Annotated in this window: 7 protein-coding genes; 3 read left to right on the top strand and 4 right to left on the bottom strand. The window is 65.3% G+C overall.

The annotated features are described in order from the left end of the window. Window positions 1-60: 60 nt before the first annotated feature. Window positions 61-7,530: a beta strand repeat-containing protein gene (locus LSQ66_RS22955; protein ID WP_231767482.1), complete on the bottom strand. Its 7,470-nt coding sequence runs from the start codon at window positions 7,528-7,530 to the stop codon at window positions 61-63. Window positions 7,531-8,238: 708 nt separating this feature from the next. On the opposite strand from LSQ66_RS22955, the gene LSQ66_RS22950 reads away from it, so the two are divergent. Beyond that, entirely contained in the window at window positions 8,239-10,773 is a 2,535-nt protein-coding gene (locus LSQ66_RS22950) for a P-loop NTPase fold protein (RefSeq protein ID WP_231767481.1), read from the top strand. A 50-nt stretch (window positions 10,774-10,823) separates the two neighbouring features. On the opposite strand, the gene ssb is transcribed toward LSQ66_RS22950, so the two are convergent. Next, the gene (gene ssb, locus LSQ66_RS22945; RefSeq protein ID WP_231767480.1) at window positions 10,824-11,318 is read right to left on the bottom strand and encodes a single-stranded DNA-binding protein; all 495 of its coding nucleotides are present in this window, start codon (window positions 11,316-11,318) and stop codon (window positions 10,824-10,826) included. A gap of 173 nt (window positions 11,319-11,491) precedes the next feature. On the opposite strand from ssb, the gene uvrA reads away from it, so the two are divergent. Further along, a complete protein-coding gene (gene uvrA, locus LSQ66_RS22940; protein ID WP_231767479.1) occupies window positions 11,492-14,344 on the top strand; it encodes an excinuclease ABC subunit UvrA in 2,853 nt (950 codons plus the stop codon). Between the two features lie 230 nt (window positions 14,345-14,574). Here the strand turns inward: uvrA and LSQ66_RS22935 are convergent, their stop codons facing one another. Both LSQ66_RS22935 and LSQ66_RS22930 read right to left on the bottom strand, forming a co-directional pair. Then, a complete protein-coding gene (locus tag LSQ66_RS22935; RefSeq protein ID WP_231767478.1) occupies window positions 14,575-15,189 on the bottom strand; it encodes a TetR/AcrR family transcriptional regulator in 615 nt (204 codons plus the stop codon). Window positions 15,190-15,267: 78 nt separating this feature from the next. Then, window positions 15,268-17,121, bottom strand: coding sequence for a phosphoenolpyruvate carboxykinase (GTP) (locus LSQ66_RS22930; RefSeq protein ID WP_231767477.1), 1,854 nt, complete (start codon window positions 17,119-17,121; stop codon window positions 15,268-15,270). Window positions 17,122-17,476: 355 nt separating this feature from the next. On the opposite strand from LSQ66_RS22930, the gene LSQ66_RS22925 reads away from it, so the two are divergent. Further along, the gene (locus tag LSQ66_RS22925; protein ID WP_231767476.1) at window positions 17,477-18,466 is read left to right on the top strand and encodes a D-2-hydroxyacid dehydrogenase family protein; all 990 of its coding nucleotides are present in this window, start codon (window positions 17,477-17,479) and stop codon (window positions 18,464-18,466) included. Window positions 18,467-18,471 lie beyond the last annotated feature (5 nt).

Here is an 18,471-nt window from a genome sequence, read left to right as displayed (position 1 = left end):
CGAAATCTTGCCGTTCCGTCGCACCGCCGGGGCCGGCCGGAGCCGGCCCGCGGAGGCTGATTACTTCGGTACTGCCAGGAAGCCGGTGCTGTGCTCCTGGTGCAGCGCCTTGAGCTTGGTGCTCTCGGAGCCGGCCAGGCCGGAGGCTTCCAGCAGCTTGCCGTCGGCGCCGAACTGCTTCAGCGTCGTGGCCATGGCCGCCACGTTCAGGCCCACGCTCTGCGCCGCGCTGCTCTGCAGCAGGCTCACCGCCGTGCCCGGTACTGGCTGGGCCACGTGCTCGCTGAAGGCGCCCAGTGCCTGGGTCAGGCCGGCCACCTTGTTGCGCAGGTCGTCCTGATCCACGTTCACCTGGAACCAGACGTCGGCCATGTCGTGGCTGGCGCCGTCGGCCGTCGTGTAGCTCGAGGTCAGGCCGATGGTGTTGCCGTTCTGCTCCACGCTGCTGCTCTGGGCGTTCAGGTCGAGGCTCACGATGCCCAGGTCGCTCAGGCTGCGCAGCTCGCCGGACTGGCTGATGCCGTCGCCGTTGTCGACCCAGACCTTCAGGTCGCCGAAGGCGCTGTCTTCGCCGCTCAGCTTGCCGTCGCCATTGCTGTCGAGGGCCTGCATCGCCACGTAGCCGTCTTTCGCACGGCTGCCGTCAGCCAGGGTGACCGAGCTGCCGAACAGCTCGCCGCCGTCGTTGATCTGGCCGTCGCCGTTGCGGTCCAGGACCAGCAGGCCGTCGCCACCGCCCACCCAGCCGGTGTTGGTCTTGGCGCCGCTGGCGTAGATGTCGAACTGCACACCTGCGTTGGTACCCAAGGTGCTCACGCCGTCGCCGTTCAGGTCGAGGATGATCGGGGTCGACTTCAGGAACGGCATCTGCGCCGCCGTCAGGGCCTGGATCTGCGAGCTGTTCCACGCTGCCTGCTGGGTCGAAGTCATCGCCTGCATTTGCGCAGTGGTGAGGGCCGGCATCTGCGCGGTGGTCATTGCGCTGAAGTATTGCGTGCTCAGACCCGTCAGGGCAGCCGTGCTGATCGCACGCAGGTCCTGCGTTTCCATCACACTCAGTTCCAGCGTGCCCAGCGCGCCAAGCTGTGCCGAGTTCAAGGCGCGGACCTGAAGCGAGGTCAACGCGATGACTTGGGTCGAAGTCAACGCCTGGACAGCCGCCGTGCTCATGCCGCCGATCATCGTGGTCGACAGTGCCGCCACGCTGTTGGTAGCCATCAGGGCCAAGGCCGAGGTCGCCATTGCGTTGATCTGCGTCGAGGTCAGCTTCACAGCCTGTTCGGTGCGCAGACCAGCGATCTGATCCGAATTGAGCGCGTAGGACGTGCCCAGGGCCGAGATCTGGCTGCTGCTCAGGACACCCACTTGGACAGACGTCAGCGTGCCGAAGGTCGAGCTGTTCAGGCCTGCGATGGCGTTGGTCTTCAGGGCACGCAGGTCCGCCGTTTCCAGGGCACGCAGATTGGTGCTGGTCATGGCCGCTACCTGGGCGCTCGTCAGACCGCCCACGTTGGCCGTGGTCAGCGCAGCGATGTCGTCGGTGCCGAAGGCGGAGGTGAAGGCCGAAGCCGCCACGTTGCTCAGCTGGGCGCTGCTCAGCACAGCCACCTGAGTCGCTGCGATACCGCTCAGTTGCACCGAGTTCAGGGCGGCGATGAAGTTGGTCTTCAGCGCCTTCACATCGGCGGTCTCGACGATGCTGAGGTCGGAGCTGGTGAGGCCCGCTGCCTGGGTCGCGGTCAGCGCGCCAGCCTGGACCGAGGTCAGGGCTTGCAGCTGGGTCGAGCTCAGGGCGTTGAACTGGTAAGAGTTCAGGCCGGCCAGGGCGCTGGTCTTGAGCACGGCCAGGGCCGAAGTACCCATCAGCGACAGGGCGTCCGTGCTCAGGGCGTTCAGCTGGGTCGAGGTCAGCAGCACAGCCTGGGCGGTGCTCATCGTCGGGATCTGGGTCGAGGTCAGCGAGTAGGCCGAACCCATCGCGGCGATCTGGGCCGAGCTCAGAGCATTCACCTGGTCGGTGGTCAGCTGTGCGAACTGGGTCGTCGTCATGCCGGCGAAGGCGCTGGTCTTCAGGCCGCGCAGGTCCTGGGTCTCGATGGCGCGCAGGTTGGTGCTCGTCATCGCGGCCAGGTGGGCGCTCGTCAGGCCGCCGATATTCACCGTGTTCAGGGCAGCGATGTCATCCGTACCGAAGGCGGTATTGAAGGCGTTCGCCGCCACGTTGGCGATCTGCGCGCTGCTCAGCACACCCACCTGGGCGGCGGTGACGCCGCTCAGCTGCACCGAGTTCAGGGCAGCGATGAAGTTGGTCTTCAGCGCTTTCACGTCGGCCGTTTCCAGCGTGCTCAGGTCGGCGCTGTTCAGGCCTGCCGCCTGGGTGGCGTTCAGCGCGCCAGCCTGGACCGTGGTCAGGGCTGCCAGCTGGGCCGTGTTCAGGGCGTTGAACTGGTAGGAGTTCAGGCCGGCCAGGGCATTGGTCTTGATCGCGGCCATGGCAGCGGTGTTCAGCTGGGCCAGGGAATCCGTGCTCAGACCGTTCAGCTGGGTCGAGGTCAGGGTTGCGGCCTGCGCGGTGGTCATGCCGGCGATCTGCGTCGAGTTCAGCACATAGCCCGAACCCATCGCGGCGATCTGCGCCGAGCTCAGGACATTCACCTGGTCGGTGGTCAGCTGGCCGAACTGGGTCGAGGTCATGCCCACGAAGGCCGAGGTCTTCAGGGCGCGGATGTCCTGGGTCTCGATGGCGCGCAGGTTGGTGCTGCTCATCGCGGCCAGGTGCTGGCTGCCCAGGCCGCCGATATTGGCGGTGGTCAAGGCGGCGATGTCATCCGTACCGAAGGCGGCGTTGAAGGCGTTCGCCGCCACGTTGGCGATCTGCGCGCTGCTCAGCACACCCACCTGGGCGGCGGTGACGCCGCTCAGCTGCACCGAGTTCAGCGCGGAGATGAAGTTGGTCTTCAGCGCCTTCACGTCGGCCGTTTCCAGCGTGCTCAGGTCGGCGCTGTTCAGGCCTGCCGCCTGGGTGGCGTTCAGCGCGCCAGCCTGGACCGTGGTCAGGGCTGCCAGCTGGGCCGTGTTCAGGGCATTGAACTGGTAGGAGTTCAGGCCGGCCAGGGCGTTGGTCTTGATCGCGGCCATGGCAGCGGTGTTCAGCTGGGCCAGGGAATCCGTGCCCAGACCGTTCAGCTGGGTCGAGGTCAGGGTCGCAGCCTGCGCAGTGGTCATGGCGGCGATCTGGCTCGAGGTCAGCACGTAGCCGGAACCCATCGCGGAGATCTGGGCCGAGCTCAGGGCGTTCACCTGGTCGGTGGTCAGCTGGCCGAACTGGGTCGAGGTCATGCCCACGAAGGCGCTGGTCTTCAGGGCGCGGATGTCCTGGGTCTCGATGGCGCGCAGGTTGGTGCTCGTCATCGCGGCCAGGTGAGCGCTGCCCAGGCCGCCGATGTTGGCGGTGGTCAGGGCGGCGATGTCATCCGTACCGAAGGCGGCGTTGAAGGCATTCGCGGCCACGTTGGCGATCTGGGCGCTGCTCAGCACGGCCACCTGGGCGGCGGTGACGCCGCTCAGCTGCACCGAGTTCAGGGCCGAGATGAAGTTGGTCTTCAGCGCCTTCACATCGGCCGTTTCCAGCGTGCTCAGGTCGGCGCTGTTCAGGCCCACAGCCTGCACCGAGTTCAGCGCGCCTGCCTGGACCGTGGTCAGGGCAGCCAGCTGGGCGGTGTTCAGGGCGTTGAACTGGTAGGAGTTCAGGCCGGCCAGGGCATTGGTCTTGATCGCGGCCATGGCAGCGGTGTTCAGCTGGGCCAGCGAGTCGGTGCCCAGGCCGTTCAGCTGGGTCGAGGTCAGGGTCGCTGCCTGCGCGGTGGTCATGGCGGCGATCTGGCTCGAGGTCAGCACGTAGCCGGAACCCATCGCGGCGATCTGGGCCGAGGTCAGGGCGTTCACCTGATCCGTGGTCAGCTGGCCGAACTGTGTGGAGGTCATGCCCACGAAGGCCGAGGTCTTCAGGGCGCGGATGTCCTGGGTCTCGATGGCGCGCAGGTTGGTGCTCGTCATCGCGGCCAGCTGGGCGCTGCCCAGGCCGCCGATGTTGGCGGTGGTCAGAGCGGCGATGTCATCCGTACCGAAGGCGGCGTTGAAGGCATTCGCCGCCACGTTGGCGATCTGGGCGCTGCTCAGCACGCCCACCTGGGCGGCGGTGACGCCGCTCAGCTGCACCGAGTTCAGGGCCGAGATGAAGTTGGTCTTCAGCGCCTTCACATCGGCCGTTTCCAGCGTGCTCAGGTCGGCGCTGTTCAGGCCCACGGCCTGCACCGAGTTCAGCGAGCCCGCCTGCAGCGTGGTCAGGGCTGCCAGCTGGGCCGTGTTCAGGGCGTTGAACTGGTAGGAGTTCAGGCCAGCCAGGGCATTGGTCTTGATCGCGGCCATGGCAGCGGTGTTCAGCTGGGCCAGGGAATCCGTGGTCAGACCGTTCAGCTGGGTCGAGGTCAGGGTCGCAGCCTGCGCGGTGGTCATGGCGGCGATCTGGGTCGAGGTCAGCACGTAGCCGGAGCCCATCGCGGAGATCTGGGCCGAGGTCAGGGCGTTCACCTGGTCGGTGGTCAGCTGGCCGAACTGGGTCGAGGTCATGCCGACGAAGGCCGTGGTCTTCAGGGCGCGGATGTCCTGGGTCTCGATGGCGCGCAGGTTGGTGCTCGTCATCGCGGCCAGCTGGGCGCTGCCCAGGCCGCCGATGTTGGCGGTGGTCAGGGCGGCGATGTCATCCGTACCGAAGGCGGCATTGAAGGCGTTCGCAGCGATGTTGGCGATCTGCGAGCTGTTCAGCACGGCCACCTGGCCGGCGGTGACACCGCTCAGCTGCACCGAGTTCAGGGCGGAGATGAAGTTGGTCTTCAGCGCCTTCACATCGGCCGTTTCCATGGTGCTCAGGTCGGCGCTGTTCAGGCCCACGGCCTGCACCGAGTTGAGGGCGCCTGCCTGGACCGTGGTCAGGGCAGCCAGCTGCGCCGTGTTCAGGGCGTTGAACTGGTAGGAGTTCAGGCCGGCCAGGGCGTTGGTCTTGATCGCGGCCATGGCAGCGGTGTTCAGCTGGGCCAGGGAATCCGTGGTCAGGCCGTTCAGCTGGGTCGAGGTCAGGGTCGCAGCCTGCGCGGTGGTCATGGCGGCGATCTGGGTCGAGGTCAGCACGTAGCCCGAACCCATCGCGGAGATCTGGGCCGAGGTCAGGGCGTTCACCTGGTCGGTGGTCAGCTGGCCGAACTGGGTCGAGGTCATACCCACGAAGGCCGTGGTCTTCAGGGCGCGCAGGTCCTGGGTCTCGATGGCGCGCAGGTTGGTGCTCGTCATCGCGGCCAGGTGAGCGCTGCCCAGGCCGCCGATGTTGGCCGTGGTCAGGGCGGCAATGTCATCCGTACCGAAGGCGCTGTTGAAGGCGTTCGCGGCGACGTTGGCGATCTGCGCGCTGCTCAGCACGGCCACCTGGGCGGCGGTCACACCGCTCAGCTGCACCGAGTTCAGGGAGGAGATGAAGTTGGTCTTCAGCGCCTTCACATCGGCCGTTTCCAGCGTGCTCAGGTCGGCGCTGTTCAGGCCCGCGGCCTGCACCGAGTTCAGGGCGCCTGCCTGGACCGTGGTCAGGGCTGCCAGCTGGGCCGTGTTCAGGGCGTTGAACTGGTAGGAGTTCAGGCCGGCCAGGGCGTTGGTCTTGATTGCCGGAATGGCAGCGGTGCTCAGCTGGGCCAGGGAGTCGGTGCTCAGGCCGTTCAGCTGGGTCGAGGTCAGGGTCGCTGCCTGCGCACTGGTCATGGCGGCGATCTGGGTCGAGGTCAGCACATAGCCCGAACCCATCGCGGCGATCTGGGCCGAGGTCAGGGCGTTCACCTGGGTGGTGGTCAGCTGGCCGAACTGGGTCGAGGTCATGCCGACGAAGGCCGTGGTCTTCAGGGCGCGCAGGTCCTGGGTCTCGATGGCGCGCAGGTTGGTGCTCGTCATCGCGGCCAGCTGGGCGCTGCCCAGGCCGCCGATATTGGCGGTGGTCAGGGCGACGATGTCATCCGTACCGAAGGCGGCATTGAAGGCGTTCGCAGCGACGTTGGCAAGTTGCGCGCTGCTCAGCACGCCAACCTGGCCGGCGGTGATGCCGCTCAGCTGGACCGAGTTCAGGGCGGCGATGAAGTTGGTCTTCAGCGCCTTCACGTCGGCCGTTTCCAGGGCGGCCAGGTCGGTGCTGCTCAGGCCTGCAGCCTGCACCGAGTTCAGCCCGCCGGCCTGCACGGAGGTCAGAGCAGCCAGCTGGGCCGTGTTGAGGGCGTCGAACTGGTAGGAGTTCATGCCGGCCAGGGCGTTGGTCTTGATCGCGGCCAGGGCGGCGGTGCCCATCTGTGCCAGCGTCGAGGTCGGCATCGCGTTCAGCTGTGCCGAAGTCAGGCCGGCGGCCTGGGCGGTGCTCAGGGCAGCCACCTGCACCGAGGTCAGGGAATAGCTGGTGCCCAGGGCGGAGATCTGCACGCTCGTCAGGGCAGCGACCTGGTCGGTGGTCAGCTGGGCGAAGATCGAGGAGTTGATGCCGACGATGGCGTTGGTCTTGATGGCGCGCAGGTCCTGGGTCTCGATGGCGCGCAGATTGGTGCTCGACATGCCGGCCAGCTGGGCGCTGGTCAGGCCGCCGATGGAAGAGCTGTTCAGCGCAGCGACGTCGTCCGTGCCGAAAGCGGCGTTGAACGCGTTCGCGGCGATCTGGGCGATCTGGGCGCTGCTCAGCACAGCTACCTGGTTCGAGCCGATACCGCTCAGCTGAACGGAGTTCAGGGCGGCGATGAAGTTGGTCTTCAGGGCCTTGGCGTCGACGGTTTCGAGAATACCGAGGTCGGCGCTGGTCAGGCCCGCAGCCTGGGTCGCATTCAGTGCGCCAGCCTGGTAGGAGGTCAGACCCTGGAGCTGGTTGCTGCTCAGGGCGTCGAACTGGGTCGAGTTCAGGCCGGCCAGGGAATGGGTCTTGATGGCTGCGATGTCAGCGGTGCTGATGTTCGACAGCACATTGGTGCTCAGCGTGTTCAGCTGGGTCGAGGTCAGGGCTGCTGCCTGCTGGGTCGTCAGGCCTGCGATCTGGACGCTGCTCAGGCCGGCGTTCAGGGTCTGGCTGTTGAGGGCGGACAGCTGGGCGGTGGAGAGGCCGCCGATCTGGTTCGAGGTCAGGGCACGGAACTTGTCCGTGGCCAGCGTATTCAGCACGGTCGACACCAGCGCGCGGACGTCGTCCGTGCCGAGCACGGCGAGGTTGTTGGTGGTGATCGCGGCCAGCTGCTCGCTGGCCAGCACTGCCGCCTGTTCGGTACCCAGACCGGACAGCTGCGCAGTGGTCGTCATGCTGGCGATCTGCGTGGAATTCAGTGCACGCACTTGTGCTGTCGTCAGCCAGGACAGCTGCGTGGACGTCATCACGGCGATCTCGTCAGTGCCCAGCCCATTGATGAAGCTGGTGCTTAGAGCCCGCATATCGGCCGAATTGGTAAAACCTTGCATCATCGTCATTTTTTTCTCCTGAGACCCTAGCTGCGGAAAATTTAGTTAAAGCACCGCACCCTGAAGCGGTGCAATTACGTCGTTGGCTGACCGATTTGACATTTCCGCAACAAACCTGTCTGGACCGAACACAAAAACCTACAACCTGTTAGCGACACAAAAACCCGTAACTTTATGTACGGGAAGCAACACTCGATAAATTTCTACTTGCCTGTACTGCAAGCAAGATCCTTTGCCTACTCAAAACCGGCACTCCAGCCATGTAAAGCGACCTGGCGGGGCCCGGCATTAAGCGGCTTGATGCCCTAATGCATCACTTTAACACTGCCGCCCTCCCAAATCGCGGCGGGACTGACAGCGATTACTGATCAGTATATCCCAAGTGAGTTGCCCCTAAGCACGAAAATTTTCGCAAATTTGTCACCGCGCGGTTTCCCAGCAACATCTGCAGCGCAGCAAAAAACAGAGCAAAAACAACAATTTGTAATAGAAACGTAACCTTCAGTCTCGGAAACATGCGGGTTTGCGGGGTTAACTTGTCTAGATAACTACTGGTTTACACAAGTGCAATTTATTGAATAGACCGGGTTTACCCCCTTTGCTCCCCGGCTGGGCTGTGGCGGATTCGCCGTTCTTTATTTCTTTGCAACAAGAGACCGCTCCGCTATAGTTCTCCACTGGGGGCCGGACCGGCCTCCTCTATATATAGATAGCCTCATGAGCAACCTCTTCCTCCTGAACCACCAGCTCCAGGCCGCCGAAGCGGTGCTGGACGCGCTGCGCCGCCAGCAGGCCCGCATCCTTGTCGAGATGCCGCTGCAGAGCGGCAAGACCAAGGTCATCGAGTACATCGTCCGCGAGCTGCTCGAGGGCCTCTCTCCCGTCCTGATCCTCGCCTACACGCGCGTCGAGGTCGAGCTGCTGCAGCAGCGGCTGGCGCAGCTGGGGGCGGGAAGGCGGGAGCTGATCCGTTTCGCCACCGTCGCCCAGCTCTTGCGCAGCGAGCGCGACGAGGAGGGCGGGCTCCAGGGCGGCGAGATCGTCATCACCCCCGAGGCCTTGTCGTTTGCCAATCAGTGGGGGGAAACCCGGGTGAGCGGCGTCCTCGCTGGCGCCCGCGCCGTGGTGGCCTTCGCGTCCGCGCCCAGTATCGAAGTGCAGCAATCCTTCGGCGAACCCGTCTATTCGCTGAGCACTGCCGAGGCCGCTAGCGCGGGCATGCTGTCGGCGCCCGTATTCCATGCCATGCCTGCCTATTTCCGCAGCCCCGCGTGGTCGGCCGAGGCGCTCAGGCAGGCTGTCCGGCTGGCCGTCCCCGCCGTGGGCGAGCGCCGCACCGTGTTCATCTGCCGCGACCTGGCGGAAGTGGACGCCGCCTACCATGAGCTCAATGCCGCGCGCCATGGCGGCATCCGGCTGATCCGCATTTCAAGCCGCGAGAAGCCGGCACTTCCCGAGGAGATCGCCTCGGCCGGCTGGCTGGTGCTGACCGCCCGGCGGGCGACTGGCTACGACCTCGGAGACATCGGGGATGTCGTGCTGCTGCGCAGCTTCACCGACCGGGCCGCGCTCCTGCAGGCGACCCGCTTTGGCTTCCGCATCGCCCCCTCGTCTGCCGAACGGCATGTGTGGGACTTCGGCGGCAACGCGCAATTGTGGGCGGAAGCCGGGTTGTCCGTGGACGAGACGGCGCCGCAGGACGGCGCCGTCACGCTGACCGGCCCGTCCGAGCCGCCACCCGGGCGAGCCGGATGGGTGCGCCCCATCGCGGACGGCGCCGCTAGCCGCGACCTGATGCAGCGCGAACGCCTGGTGCAGGTGCTGCGCAGTATCATCCGCTCCAAATCCCAGAACCGGTCGCTGGCCATCGGCCTGTTCGGCCGCTGGGGCAGCGGCAAGAGCACGGTCGTCAGCCTGCTCAGGAACCAGGTGGGCGGCGAGCGCGACGTGGAAATCATCGAGTTCAATGCCTGGGAAAACGAGACCGTCGGCAGCATGCCGGCCGCCTTGGCCGACGCCATCATGCGGCAGGTCTATGCCGGGCACAGCTGGATCGGGCGCCTCTGGCTGCGGCTCAAGCACCGCATCCTCATTGACGATGCGGCGCTCGGCCTGACCCTGCTGGTGCTCCTGCTGTGCGCGCTGACCCTGGCGCCGCTGGAGGCCCTGGACGGCAAGTACCGCTTCCAGGCCTACGCGCTCTGGAACGAAACGATGCGCATCTGGATCACGGGCGCGGTGACCTTGCTGTTCGCGGCGCAGCTGGCCTGGAAGAGCCCACTGACCCAGGGCCTGCGCTCCTTCCTGAAACATATCAGTTACGCCGAGCACATCGGCCTGACGCACCGCATCCGCAGCGAGCTGGCCGGGCTGTTCAGGGCCTCGCGCTTCCGGCTGCGCGACTATCTTCCCTCCCACGGGAAGGCGCCCGCAAAGCCGAAGACCTATGTGCTGGTGGTGGACGATCTGGACCGCTGCAGCCGGGAGAACGTCTGGCGCACGGTGGAGGCCACCCGCCTGGTTGCCGAATTCCGGGAGGTGGTGCTGGTCTTCGCCGTGGACTACCGCGTGCTGTTCGACGCGGTCGCGCAGCGCCTGCAGGACAAGGCCGCGCCCGCCGGGGCCAGCGCCCGCCTGAGCCGCGAGTTCCTGGCCAAGATCCTGCAGGTGTCCGTGGTCCTGCCGGAGCCTTCCCCCGCCGCGGTGGCCCGCTATATCAACCATGCGCTGTTCGATGTGCCGGAGCTCCCCGCCGGGCCGGCAGCGGGCGGCGCGCCCGAAGCGCCAGCCCACGCCTCCCTGGAGCTCCCTGCCGATGCGGCCGGCGAGGAGCCCCCTTCCGAATCCCCTGCCGCCGACGAGGCGGAGGACGGGGACGAGCACCTGCTCGCCACTCCCGGGCAGGCCCTGGTCTTCCGGGAATGCGCGGCCCTGTTTGGCATGACGAATCCGCGCTCCCTGCTAAGGCTCTACAACAGCATGGTGCTGATGAAAGGGCTCTATCCCTATATCGGCGACAACACCGTGGAATACCGTCGGCACGCCTTCTTCCTCTTTCTCACGGAAACGGCCGCTGCGGACGGCGCCCCGCCCGATGCGCTGCTCGAGGCGCTGCCGGATGGGGTCAGGAACTACGCCGCTACCCATGCCCTGCTTGCCGCCTCCGATGCGACGCTGAACCACTGGGCCCGGCAGCATGTGCAGGCCTGCTCCCTGCCCATCGCGCCTCCTGACGCGGAGCGCCAAAGCTAAAAAGCCTGCGGCCACAGGCGCGCAGGCTTTTGTCTGGCGATGAAAGCGCTTTAGAAGGGGATGTCGTCGTCCATGTCCGAGAAGTTCGGCGCAGGACGGGGAGCGGGGCGCGGTGCAGGCGCAGCCGCTTGCGGACGGGGCGCCGGACGGGCCGGCGGCGCGTCGTAGCCCATGTCGTCGCCGCCCATGGCATCGCCGCCGCCCATGCCCTGGCGGCCGCCCAGCATCTGCATTTCCTGGGCGATGATGTCGGTGGCGTACTTCTCCACGCCATCCTTGTCCGTGTACTTGCGGGTCTGCAGGCGGCCTTCCACGTAGACCGAAGAGCCTTTCTTCAGGTACTGGCCCACGATTTCGGCCAGGCGGCCGAAGAAGGAGATGCGGTGCCACTCGGTGACTTCCTTCTGCTCACCGGTGTTCTTGTCCTTGCTGCGGAAGGAGGTCGCCACGGCAATATTGGCGATGGCATCGCCGCTCGGCATGTAGCGGATCTCCGGGTCACGGCCCAGGTTGCCGACGATGATGACTTTGTTGACAGATGCCATGTAGTACTCCTGCGTAAATTATTGCTAAACGATGATTATATGACAGGGCAAGGGGCCCGCAGCGAGGAATTTTCTGCGGTTTTGCGGCGAATCTTGAATACTGGTATTATATACAGTATATAGCCCAGTTACCTGATCCGCGTCAAGCACTCCGAACCCAAGGCCCAAGCTCAATGGAATATATCCGCATCCGCGGCGCCCGTACGCACAACCTGAAGAACATCAACCTCGATCTGCCGCGCAACAAGCTGATCGTCATTACCGGCCTCTCCGGCTCCGGCAAGTCCTCCCTGGCGTTCGACACGCTGTATGCGGAAGGCCAGCGCCGCTATGTCGAATCGCTGTCGGCCTATGCGCGCCAGTTCCTGCAGCTGATGGAAAAGCCGGACGTGGACATGATCGAGGGCCTCTCGCCCGCCATCTCCATCGAGCAGAAAGCCACCTCGCACAACCCGCGCTCCACGGTGGGCACGGTGACCGAGATCCACGACTACCTGCGCCTGCTGTATGCGCGCGTGGGCACGCCCTACTGCATCAACCACCCGGACCATGCGCTCTCCGCGCAATCGGTGTCGCAGATGGTGGACGCCGTGCTGGCCATGCCCGAGGGCACCAAGCTGATGATCATGGCCCCCGTGGTGGCCAACCGCAAGGGCGAGCACGCCGACCTGTTCGAGCAGATGCAGGCCCAGGGCTTCGTGCGCTTCCGCGTGCAGAGCGGCACCCACGACGCGAAGATCTACGAAGTGGACGACCTGCCCAAGCTGAAGAAAACGGAGAAGCACACGATCGACGTGGTGATCGACCGCGTGAAGGTGAATGCGGAGATCAAGCAGCGCCTGGCCGAAAGCTTCGAGACCGCCCTGCGCCTGGCGGACGGCCGCGCCGTGGCCTACGAAATGGACACGGGCGTCGAGCACGTGTACTCGAACAAGTTCGCCTGCACCACCTGCGGCTATTCCCTGCAGGAGCTGGAGCCGCGCCTGTTCTCCTTCAATAACCCGATGGGCGCCTGCCCCGATTGCGACGGCCTGGGCCATATCGAGTTCTTCGACCCCAAGCGCATTGTCGCCTTCCCCAACCTCTCGCTCGCCTCCGGCGCCGTGAAGGGCTGGGACCGGCGCAACCAGTTCTACTATTCGATGCTCACCAGCCTCGCCGCCCACTACGGCTTCGACCTGGACGTGCCCTTCGAGCAGCTGCCCGCCAGCGCGCAGGAAGTGGTGCTGCACGGCTCGGGCAAGACGGCGGTGCCCTTCGCCTATATCAACGAGCGCGGCCGCACGATAGTGAAGGAGCATACCTTCGAAGGCGTGGTGAACAATCTCGCGCGGCGCTACCGCGAAACGGACTCCATGGCCGTGAAGGAAGAGCTGGCCAAGTTCATCAACGAGAAGAAATGCCCCACCTGCGAAGGCGCCCGCCTGCGCGTAGAGGCGCGCCATGTGAAGATCGGCAGCGGCAAGCAGGAGAGGGCCATCTACGAGATCGCCGAGAAGCCCCTGCGCGATTCGCTCAGCTTCTTCGAGCAGCTCAAGCTCAAGGGCGCCAAGCGCGACATCGCCGACCGCGTGATCAAGGAGATCGTGTCGCGCCTGACCTTCCTGAACAATGTGGGCCTGGATTACCTGTCCCTGGACCGCTCGGCCGACACCCTCTCCGGCGGCGAGGCCCAGCGCATCCGCCTCGCATCCCAGATCGGCTCCGGCCTGACGGGCGTGATGTATGTGCTGGACGAGCCGTCCATCGGCCTGCACCAGCGCGACAACGACCGCCTGATCGACACCCTCAAGCACCTGCGCGACATCGGCAACAGCGTGCTGGTGGTGGAGCACGACGAAGACGCCATCCGCACCGCCGACTACATCGTGGACATGGGCCAGGGCGCGGGCGTGCACGGCGGCGACGTGATCGCCTCCGGCCCGCTGAAGGACATCCTGAAGAACAAGAAGTCCCTGACGGCCCAGTACCTGAACGGCTCGCTGAAGATCGAGGTGCCGAAGAAGCGCCACCAGTCCGACCCCAAGCGCCAGCTGACGGTGACGGGCGCCACGGGCAACAACCTGAAGAAGGTGACCCTGAACGTGCCGGTCGGCCTGCTGACCTGCGTGACGGGCGTGTCCGGCTCTGGCAAGTCCACCCTGGTGAACGACACGCTCTATCCCGCCCTCTCGCGCCACCTCTACGGCTCGCAGACGGAACCGGCGCCGCACGACACGATCAGCGGCCTGGAGCATTTCGACAAGGTCATTGCCGTGGACCAGGCGCCCATCGGCCGCACGCCCCGTTCGAACCCGGCCACCTACACGGGCGTGTTCACGCCCATCCGCGAGCTGTTCTCCACGGTGCCGGTGGCCAAGGAGCGCGGCTACAGCGCGGGCCGCTTCTCCTTCAACGTGAAGGGAGGCCGCTGCGAAGCCTGCCAGGGCGACGGCGTGATCAAGGTGGAGATGCACTTCCTGCCGGACGTGTACGTGCCCTGCGACGTCTGCCACGGCAAGCGCTACAACCGCGAAACCCTGGAAGTGCACTACAAGGGCAAGAGCATCACCGAGGTGCTGGAGATGACGGTGGAGGACGCGCACGAATTCTTCAAGGCCGTGCCCGTCATCGCGCGCAAGCTGCACACCCTGCTGGACGTGGGCCTGGGCTATATCAAGCTGGGACAGAGCGCCACCACCCTCTCGGGCGGCGAGGCGCAGCGCGTGAAGCTGTCGCTGGAGCTGTCCAAGCGCGACACGGGGCGCACCCTGTATATCCTGGACGAGCCCACCACCGGCCTGCACTTCCACGATATCGACCTGCTGCTCAAGGTGATCCACCGCCTGCGCGACCAGGGCAATACCCTCGTGATCATCGAGCACAACCTGGACGTGATCAAGACGGCCGACTGGGTGGTGGACCTGGGCCCCGAAGGCGGCGCGGGCGGCGGACGCATCATCGCCACCGGCTCGCCGGAAGAGGTGGCGGCCAACCCGGACAGCGTCACCGGCAAGTACCTGGTGCCGCTGCTGAAGAAGAAGTAAGACCCGAAGCGCGCCGCCCGGCGCGCTTTTTTTTCGGCTCAGAAGTCTTCGCCGAAGTCCTCGTTCCTGTCGGGAATGGAACGCAGCAGGTCGAACAGGCCGCTCCAGCGCACCGCAACGAAACCGACCGGCAGAAGCCATAGCAAGGTAGTCATTTCCAGCCTCCATTTCGCACACCCGTGCGAACTCAGATCAAAAAAAGGCGCGGCCATGGCGGGCCGCGCACGCGCTTATTCGACGTTGAAACTCTTGTAGGTTGAAATCAGGCGGTTGAAGGCGCGCTGCATGCGGCGCGGCGCTTCGCTGTCGCGCAGGAAGCGGGTGTCGTGCATGACGCCCACGATCAGGCTGTAGATCTCGAACACCAGCTGTTCGGGATCGGTATCGGGCCGCAGGTGGCCGGCCTCCATGGCCTGCAGCACCGTGCGGCGCAGCGAGGCGCGCCAGGTCAGCACGCCCTGCTCCAGGCGCTCGCGCAGCGGTCCCTGCAGGTCGTCGAACTCGAAGGCGCCCGCCGTATAGAGGCAGGCGCCGCGCGGGGCCTCGTCGCTCACGCGGCGTATCCAGTTGCTCACCTGGGCCTGCAGCCGGGGCAGGCCCTTCGGCAGGCTCAGGGTGGGCAGGAAAATATCTTCCGAGAAGCGGCGGTCGTATTCATCCAGCACGGCTTCCTGCAGCTGCTCCAGCGAGCCGACGCGGGAAAACACCCCGCTCTTGCTGATGCCCGTGCGCTTGGCCAGCTCGCCCAGCGACAGCTTGCCGATGCCCTCGGCCGCCGCCATATCGCTGGCGGCAGAAAGAATGGCGGCAAAGGTGGCTTCGCTTTTGGCAGTCAGGGCATCCATGCAGGCAGTTTAGCACACATGTGCGAAATTACCAGCAAAAAAAACCGCCCGGCTTACCGGGCGGTTTGGCATGGGAGGTCAGGCCGACAGGCGCTGTTCCAGCTTGGCCTTGTTGTCCACCAGCTCCTGGGGCAGGTGGTAGGCCAGCTTGTCGAAGAGCTCGGCATGCAGCTTGAGCTCCTCGCGCCAGGCGTCCTTGTCGATGGAGGTGATGGTTTCGAACTCTTCCGGCGAGAAGGGAATGCCGTCCCACTTCAGGTCGCCGTAGCGCGGCGTGGTGCCGAACAGGGTCTCGATGCCGCCCGCCTTGCCTTCGATGCGTTCCAGCATCCACTTCAGCACGCGCATATTGTCGCCGAAGCCGGGCCAGACGAAGTGGCCGTGCTCGTCGGTACGGAACCAGTTCACGCAGAAGATCTTCGGCGCCTGGGCGCCCAGCTTCTTGCCGAAGTTCAGCCAGTGCTGGAAGTAGTCGCTCATGTTGTAGCCGATAAAAGGCAGCATGGCAAACGGGTCGCGGCGCACCACGCCCATCTGGCCGGCGGCTGCGGCGGTGGTTTCCGAGCCCATGGTGGCGGCCATGTACACGCCCTCGGTCCAGTCGCGCGCTTCGGTCACCAGCGGGACGGTGGTGGAGCGGCGGCCGCCGAAGATGAAGGCCGAGATCGGCACACCGGCCGGATCGTCCCAGGCCGGGTCGATCACCGGGTTCTGGGTGGCGGCCACGGTGAAGCGGGCGTTCGGGTGGGCGGCCTTGGTGCCGGAGGCAGGCGTCCAGTCGCGGCCCTGCCAGTCGATCAGGTGGGCCGGGGCTTCCTTGGTCATGCCTTCCCACCACACATCGCCGTCGTCGGTGAGGGCCACGTTGGTGAAGATGGTGTTTTCGCGCAGCGAAGCCATGCAGTTCGAGTTGGTCTTCTCGTTCGTGCCCGGGGCCACGCCGAAATAGCCGGCCTCAGGGTTGATGGCGTACAGGCGGCCGTCCTTGCCCGGCTTGATCCAGGCGATGTCGTCGCCGATGGTGGTGATCTTCCAGCCCTTGAAGGACGCAGGCGGAATCAGCATGGCGAAGTTGGTCTTGCCGCAAGCGGATGGGAAGGCGGCAGCCACATAGTGCTTCTTGCCTTCGGGCGACTCCACGCCCAGGATCAGCATGTGCTCGGCCAGCCAGCCCGGATTGCCGTCCTTCGCGTCCTGGTGGCCCATGTTGGAGGCGATGCGCAGGGCGAAGCACTTCTTGCCCAGCAGCGCGTTGCCGCCGTAGCCCGAACCGTAGGACCAGATTTCACGGGTCTCGGGGAAGTGCACGATGTACTTGGTGCTGTTGCAGGGCCATGGCACGTCCTTCTGGCCGGCCTTCAGGGGCGCGCCCACCGAGTGCACGCAGGGCACGAAGGCGCCGTCGGCGCCGAGCACGTCGTAGACGGCCTTGCCCATGCGGGTCATGACGCGCATGTTGACGGCCACGTAGGGCGAGTCGGACAGTTCCACGCCGATATGGGCGATGGGCGAACCCAGGGGGCCCATGGAGAAGGGCACCACGTACATGGTGCGGCCCACCATGCAGCCGTCGAACAGGCCGTTCAGGGTGCCGCGCATTTCGGCGGGGTCGATCCAGTTGTTGGTGGGGCCGGCCTGCTCCTTGGTGGCGGAGCAGATGAAGGTGCGGTCTTCCACGCGGGCCACGTCGGAAGGGTCCGAGCAGGCCAGGTAGGAGTTCGGGCGCTTCTCCTCATTCAGCTTCTTCATGGTGCCTGCGGCAACCATCTCGGCGCAGAGGCGGTCGTACTCTTCCTGCGAGCCGTCGCACCAGTAGATGCGGTCGGGCTTGGTCAATGCGGCCACCTCGGCGACCCAATTGATAAGCTTTTGCTGTTTGATGTAAGCTGGTGCGTTCATTGTTGCAACGCCTCCCATCACGGGCTGATTCATAGTACCTCCAATGCCAATTAAGAATTCTGTCTTGTCCCGGCACGGCAGGATCGTCGTCAGCTTATGGCTTGCGCTCGGAATAGCATTCGAAATGCATCGGCGGTGTACGGCGGTTCTGTCGGTGCGCCGGATTGCTCGACGGCGCGCTCCCTGCGGCAATATAGGCGGGAGATGGAACGTTCGGCCGCGGCAAACTCGTCTGTTTGACGACCTGATTGTGGCCGATTGTACACCTCCACCCCTGCGATTCAGACAAAAATGTAGGAAAAATGGTTGACCAATGTAGTAGGCTATTCCAGATATTGTGCATCCTGTTATTTCCCTACCATTTCCACACTAACTTCTGCCAACTCCCATGAAAATTGCGATTCTGGACGACTATCAGGATGTGGTGCGAACGCTCGACTGCTTCGCACAATTGAACGGCCACGAGGTCAAGGTCTTCACCAACACCATCCGCGGCATGGGCCAGCTGGCGGCGCGGCTGCAGCCCTTCGACGCCCTGGTCCTGATCCGCGAGCGCACCTCCCTGAGCCGGGCGCTGCTGTCGAAACTGCCGAACCTGAAAGTGATTTCCCAGACGGGCAAGGTGAGCGGCCACATCGACGTGGCGGCGGCGACGGAGCTGGGCATTGCGATTGCCGAAGGCGTGGGTTCGCCTACCGCTCCGGCCGAGCTCACCTGGGCCCTGATCATGGCGGCGCAGCGCAAGATCGTTCCCTATGCGGCCAACCTGAAGCGGGGGCTGTGGCAGACGGTATCCACCGAGCCCGCCTTCAACACCCTGGGCACGGTGCTGGGCGGACGCACCCTGGCGATCTGGGGCTACGGCAAGATCGGCAAGCTCATCGGCACCTATGCGCGCGCCTTCGGCATGCAGGTGCTGGTGTGGGGCAGCGAATCCAGCCGGGCCGCGGCGGTGGCGGACGGCCATGCCGCCGCGCCGAGCCGCGAGACCTTCTTCGAGCAGGCCGACGTGCTGACCCTGCACCTGCGGCTGGCGGACGCCACGCGCGGCATCGTCACGGCGGACGACCTGGCGCGCATGAAGCCTGGTGCCCTCTTCGTCAACACCAGCCGGGCCGAACTGGTCGCCGACGGCGCGCTGGAAGCGGCGCTGGCGGCAGGCCGTCCTGGTGCGGCGGCGCTGGACGTCTTCCCCAGCGAACCCCTGCAGGAAGACTCGGCCCTGCTGCGCATGCCCAACGTGCTGGCCACGCCCCACTTGGGCTACGTGGAAAAGGACAGTTACGAGCTCTACTTCACCCACGCCTTCCGCAACCTGATCGACTTCACCGAAGGCCGCTGCCAAACCATCCTCAACCCCGGCTATACCCGCAACTGACGAGC

The sequence above is a fragment of the Massilia endophytica genome (genome assembly GCF_021165955.1).
Taxonomy (GTDB): Bacteria; Pseudomonadota; Gammaproteobacteria; order Burkholderiales; family Burkholderiaceae_D; genus Rugamonas; species Rugamonas endophytica.
Note: the sequence above shows the minus strand (reverse complement) of the source record. Positions and strands in the feature narration are given on the sequence as shown.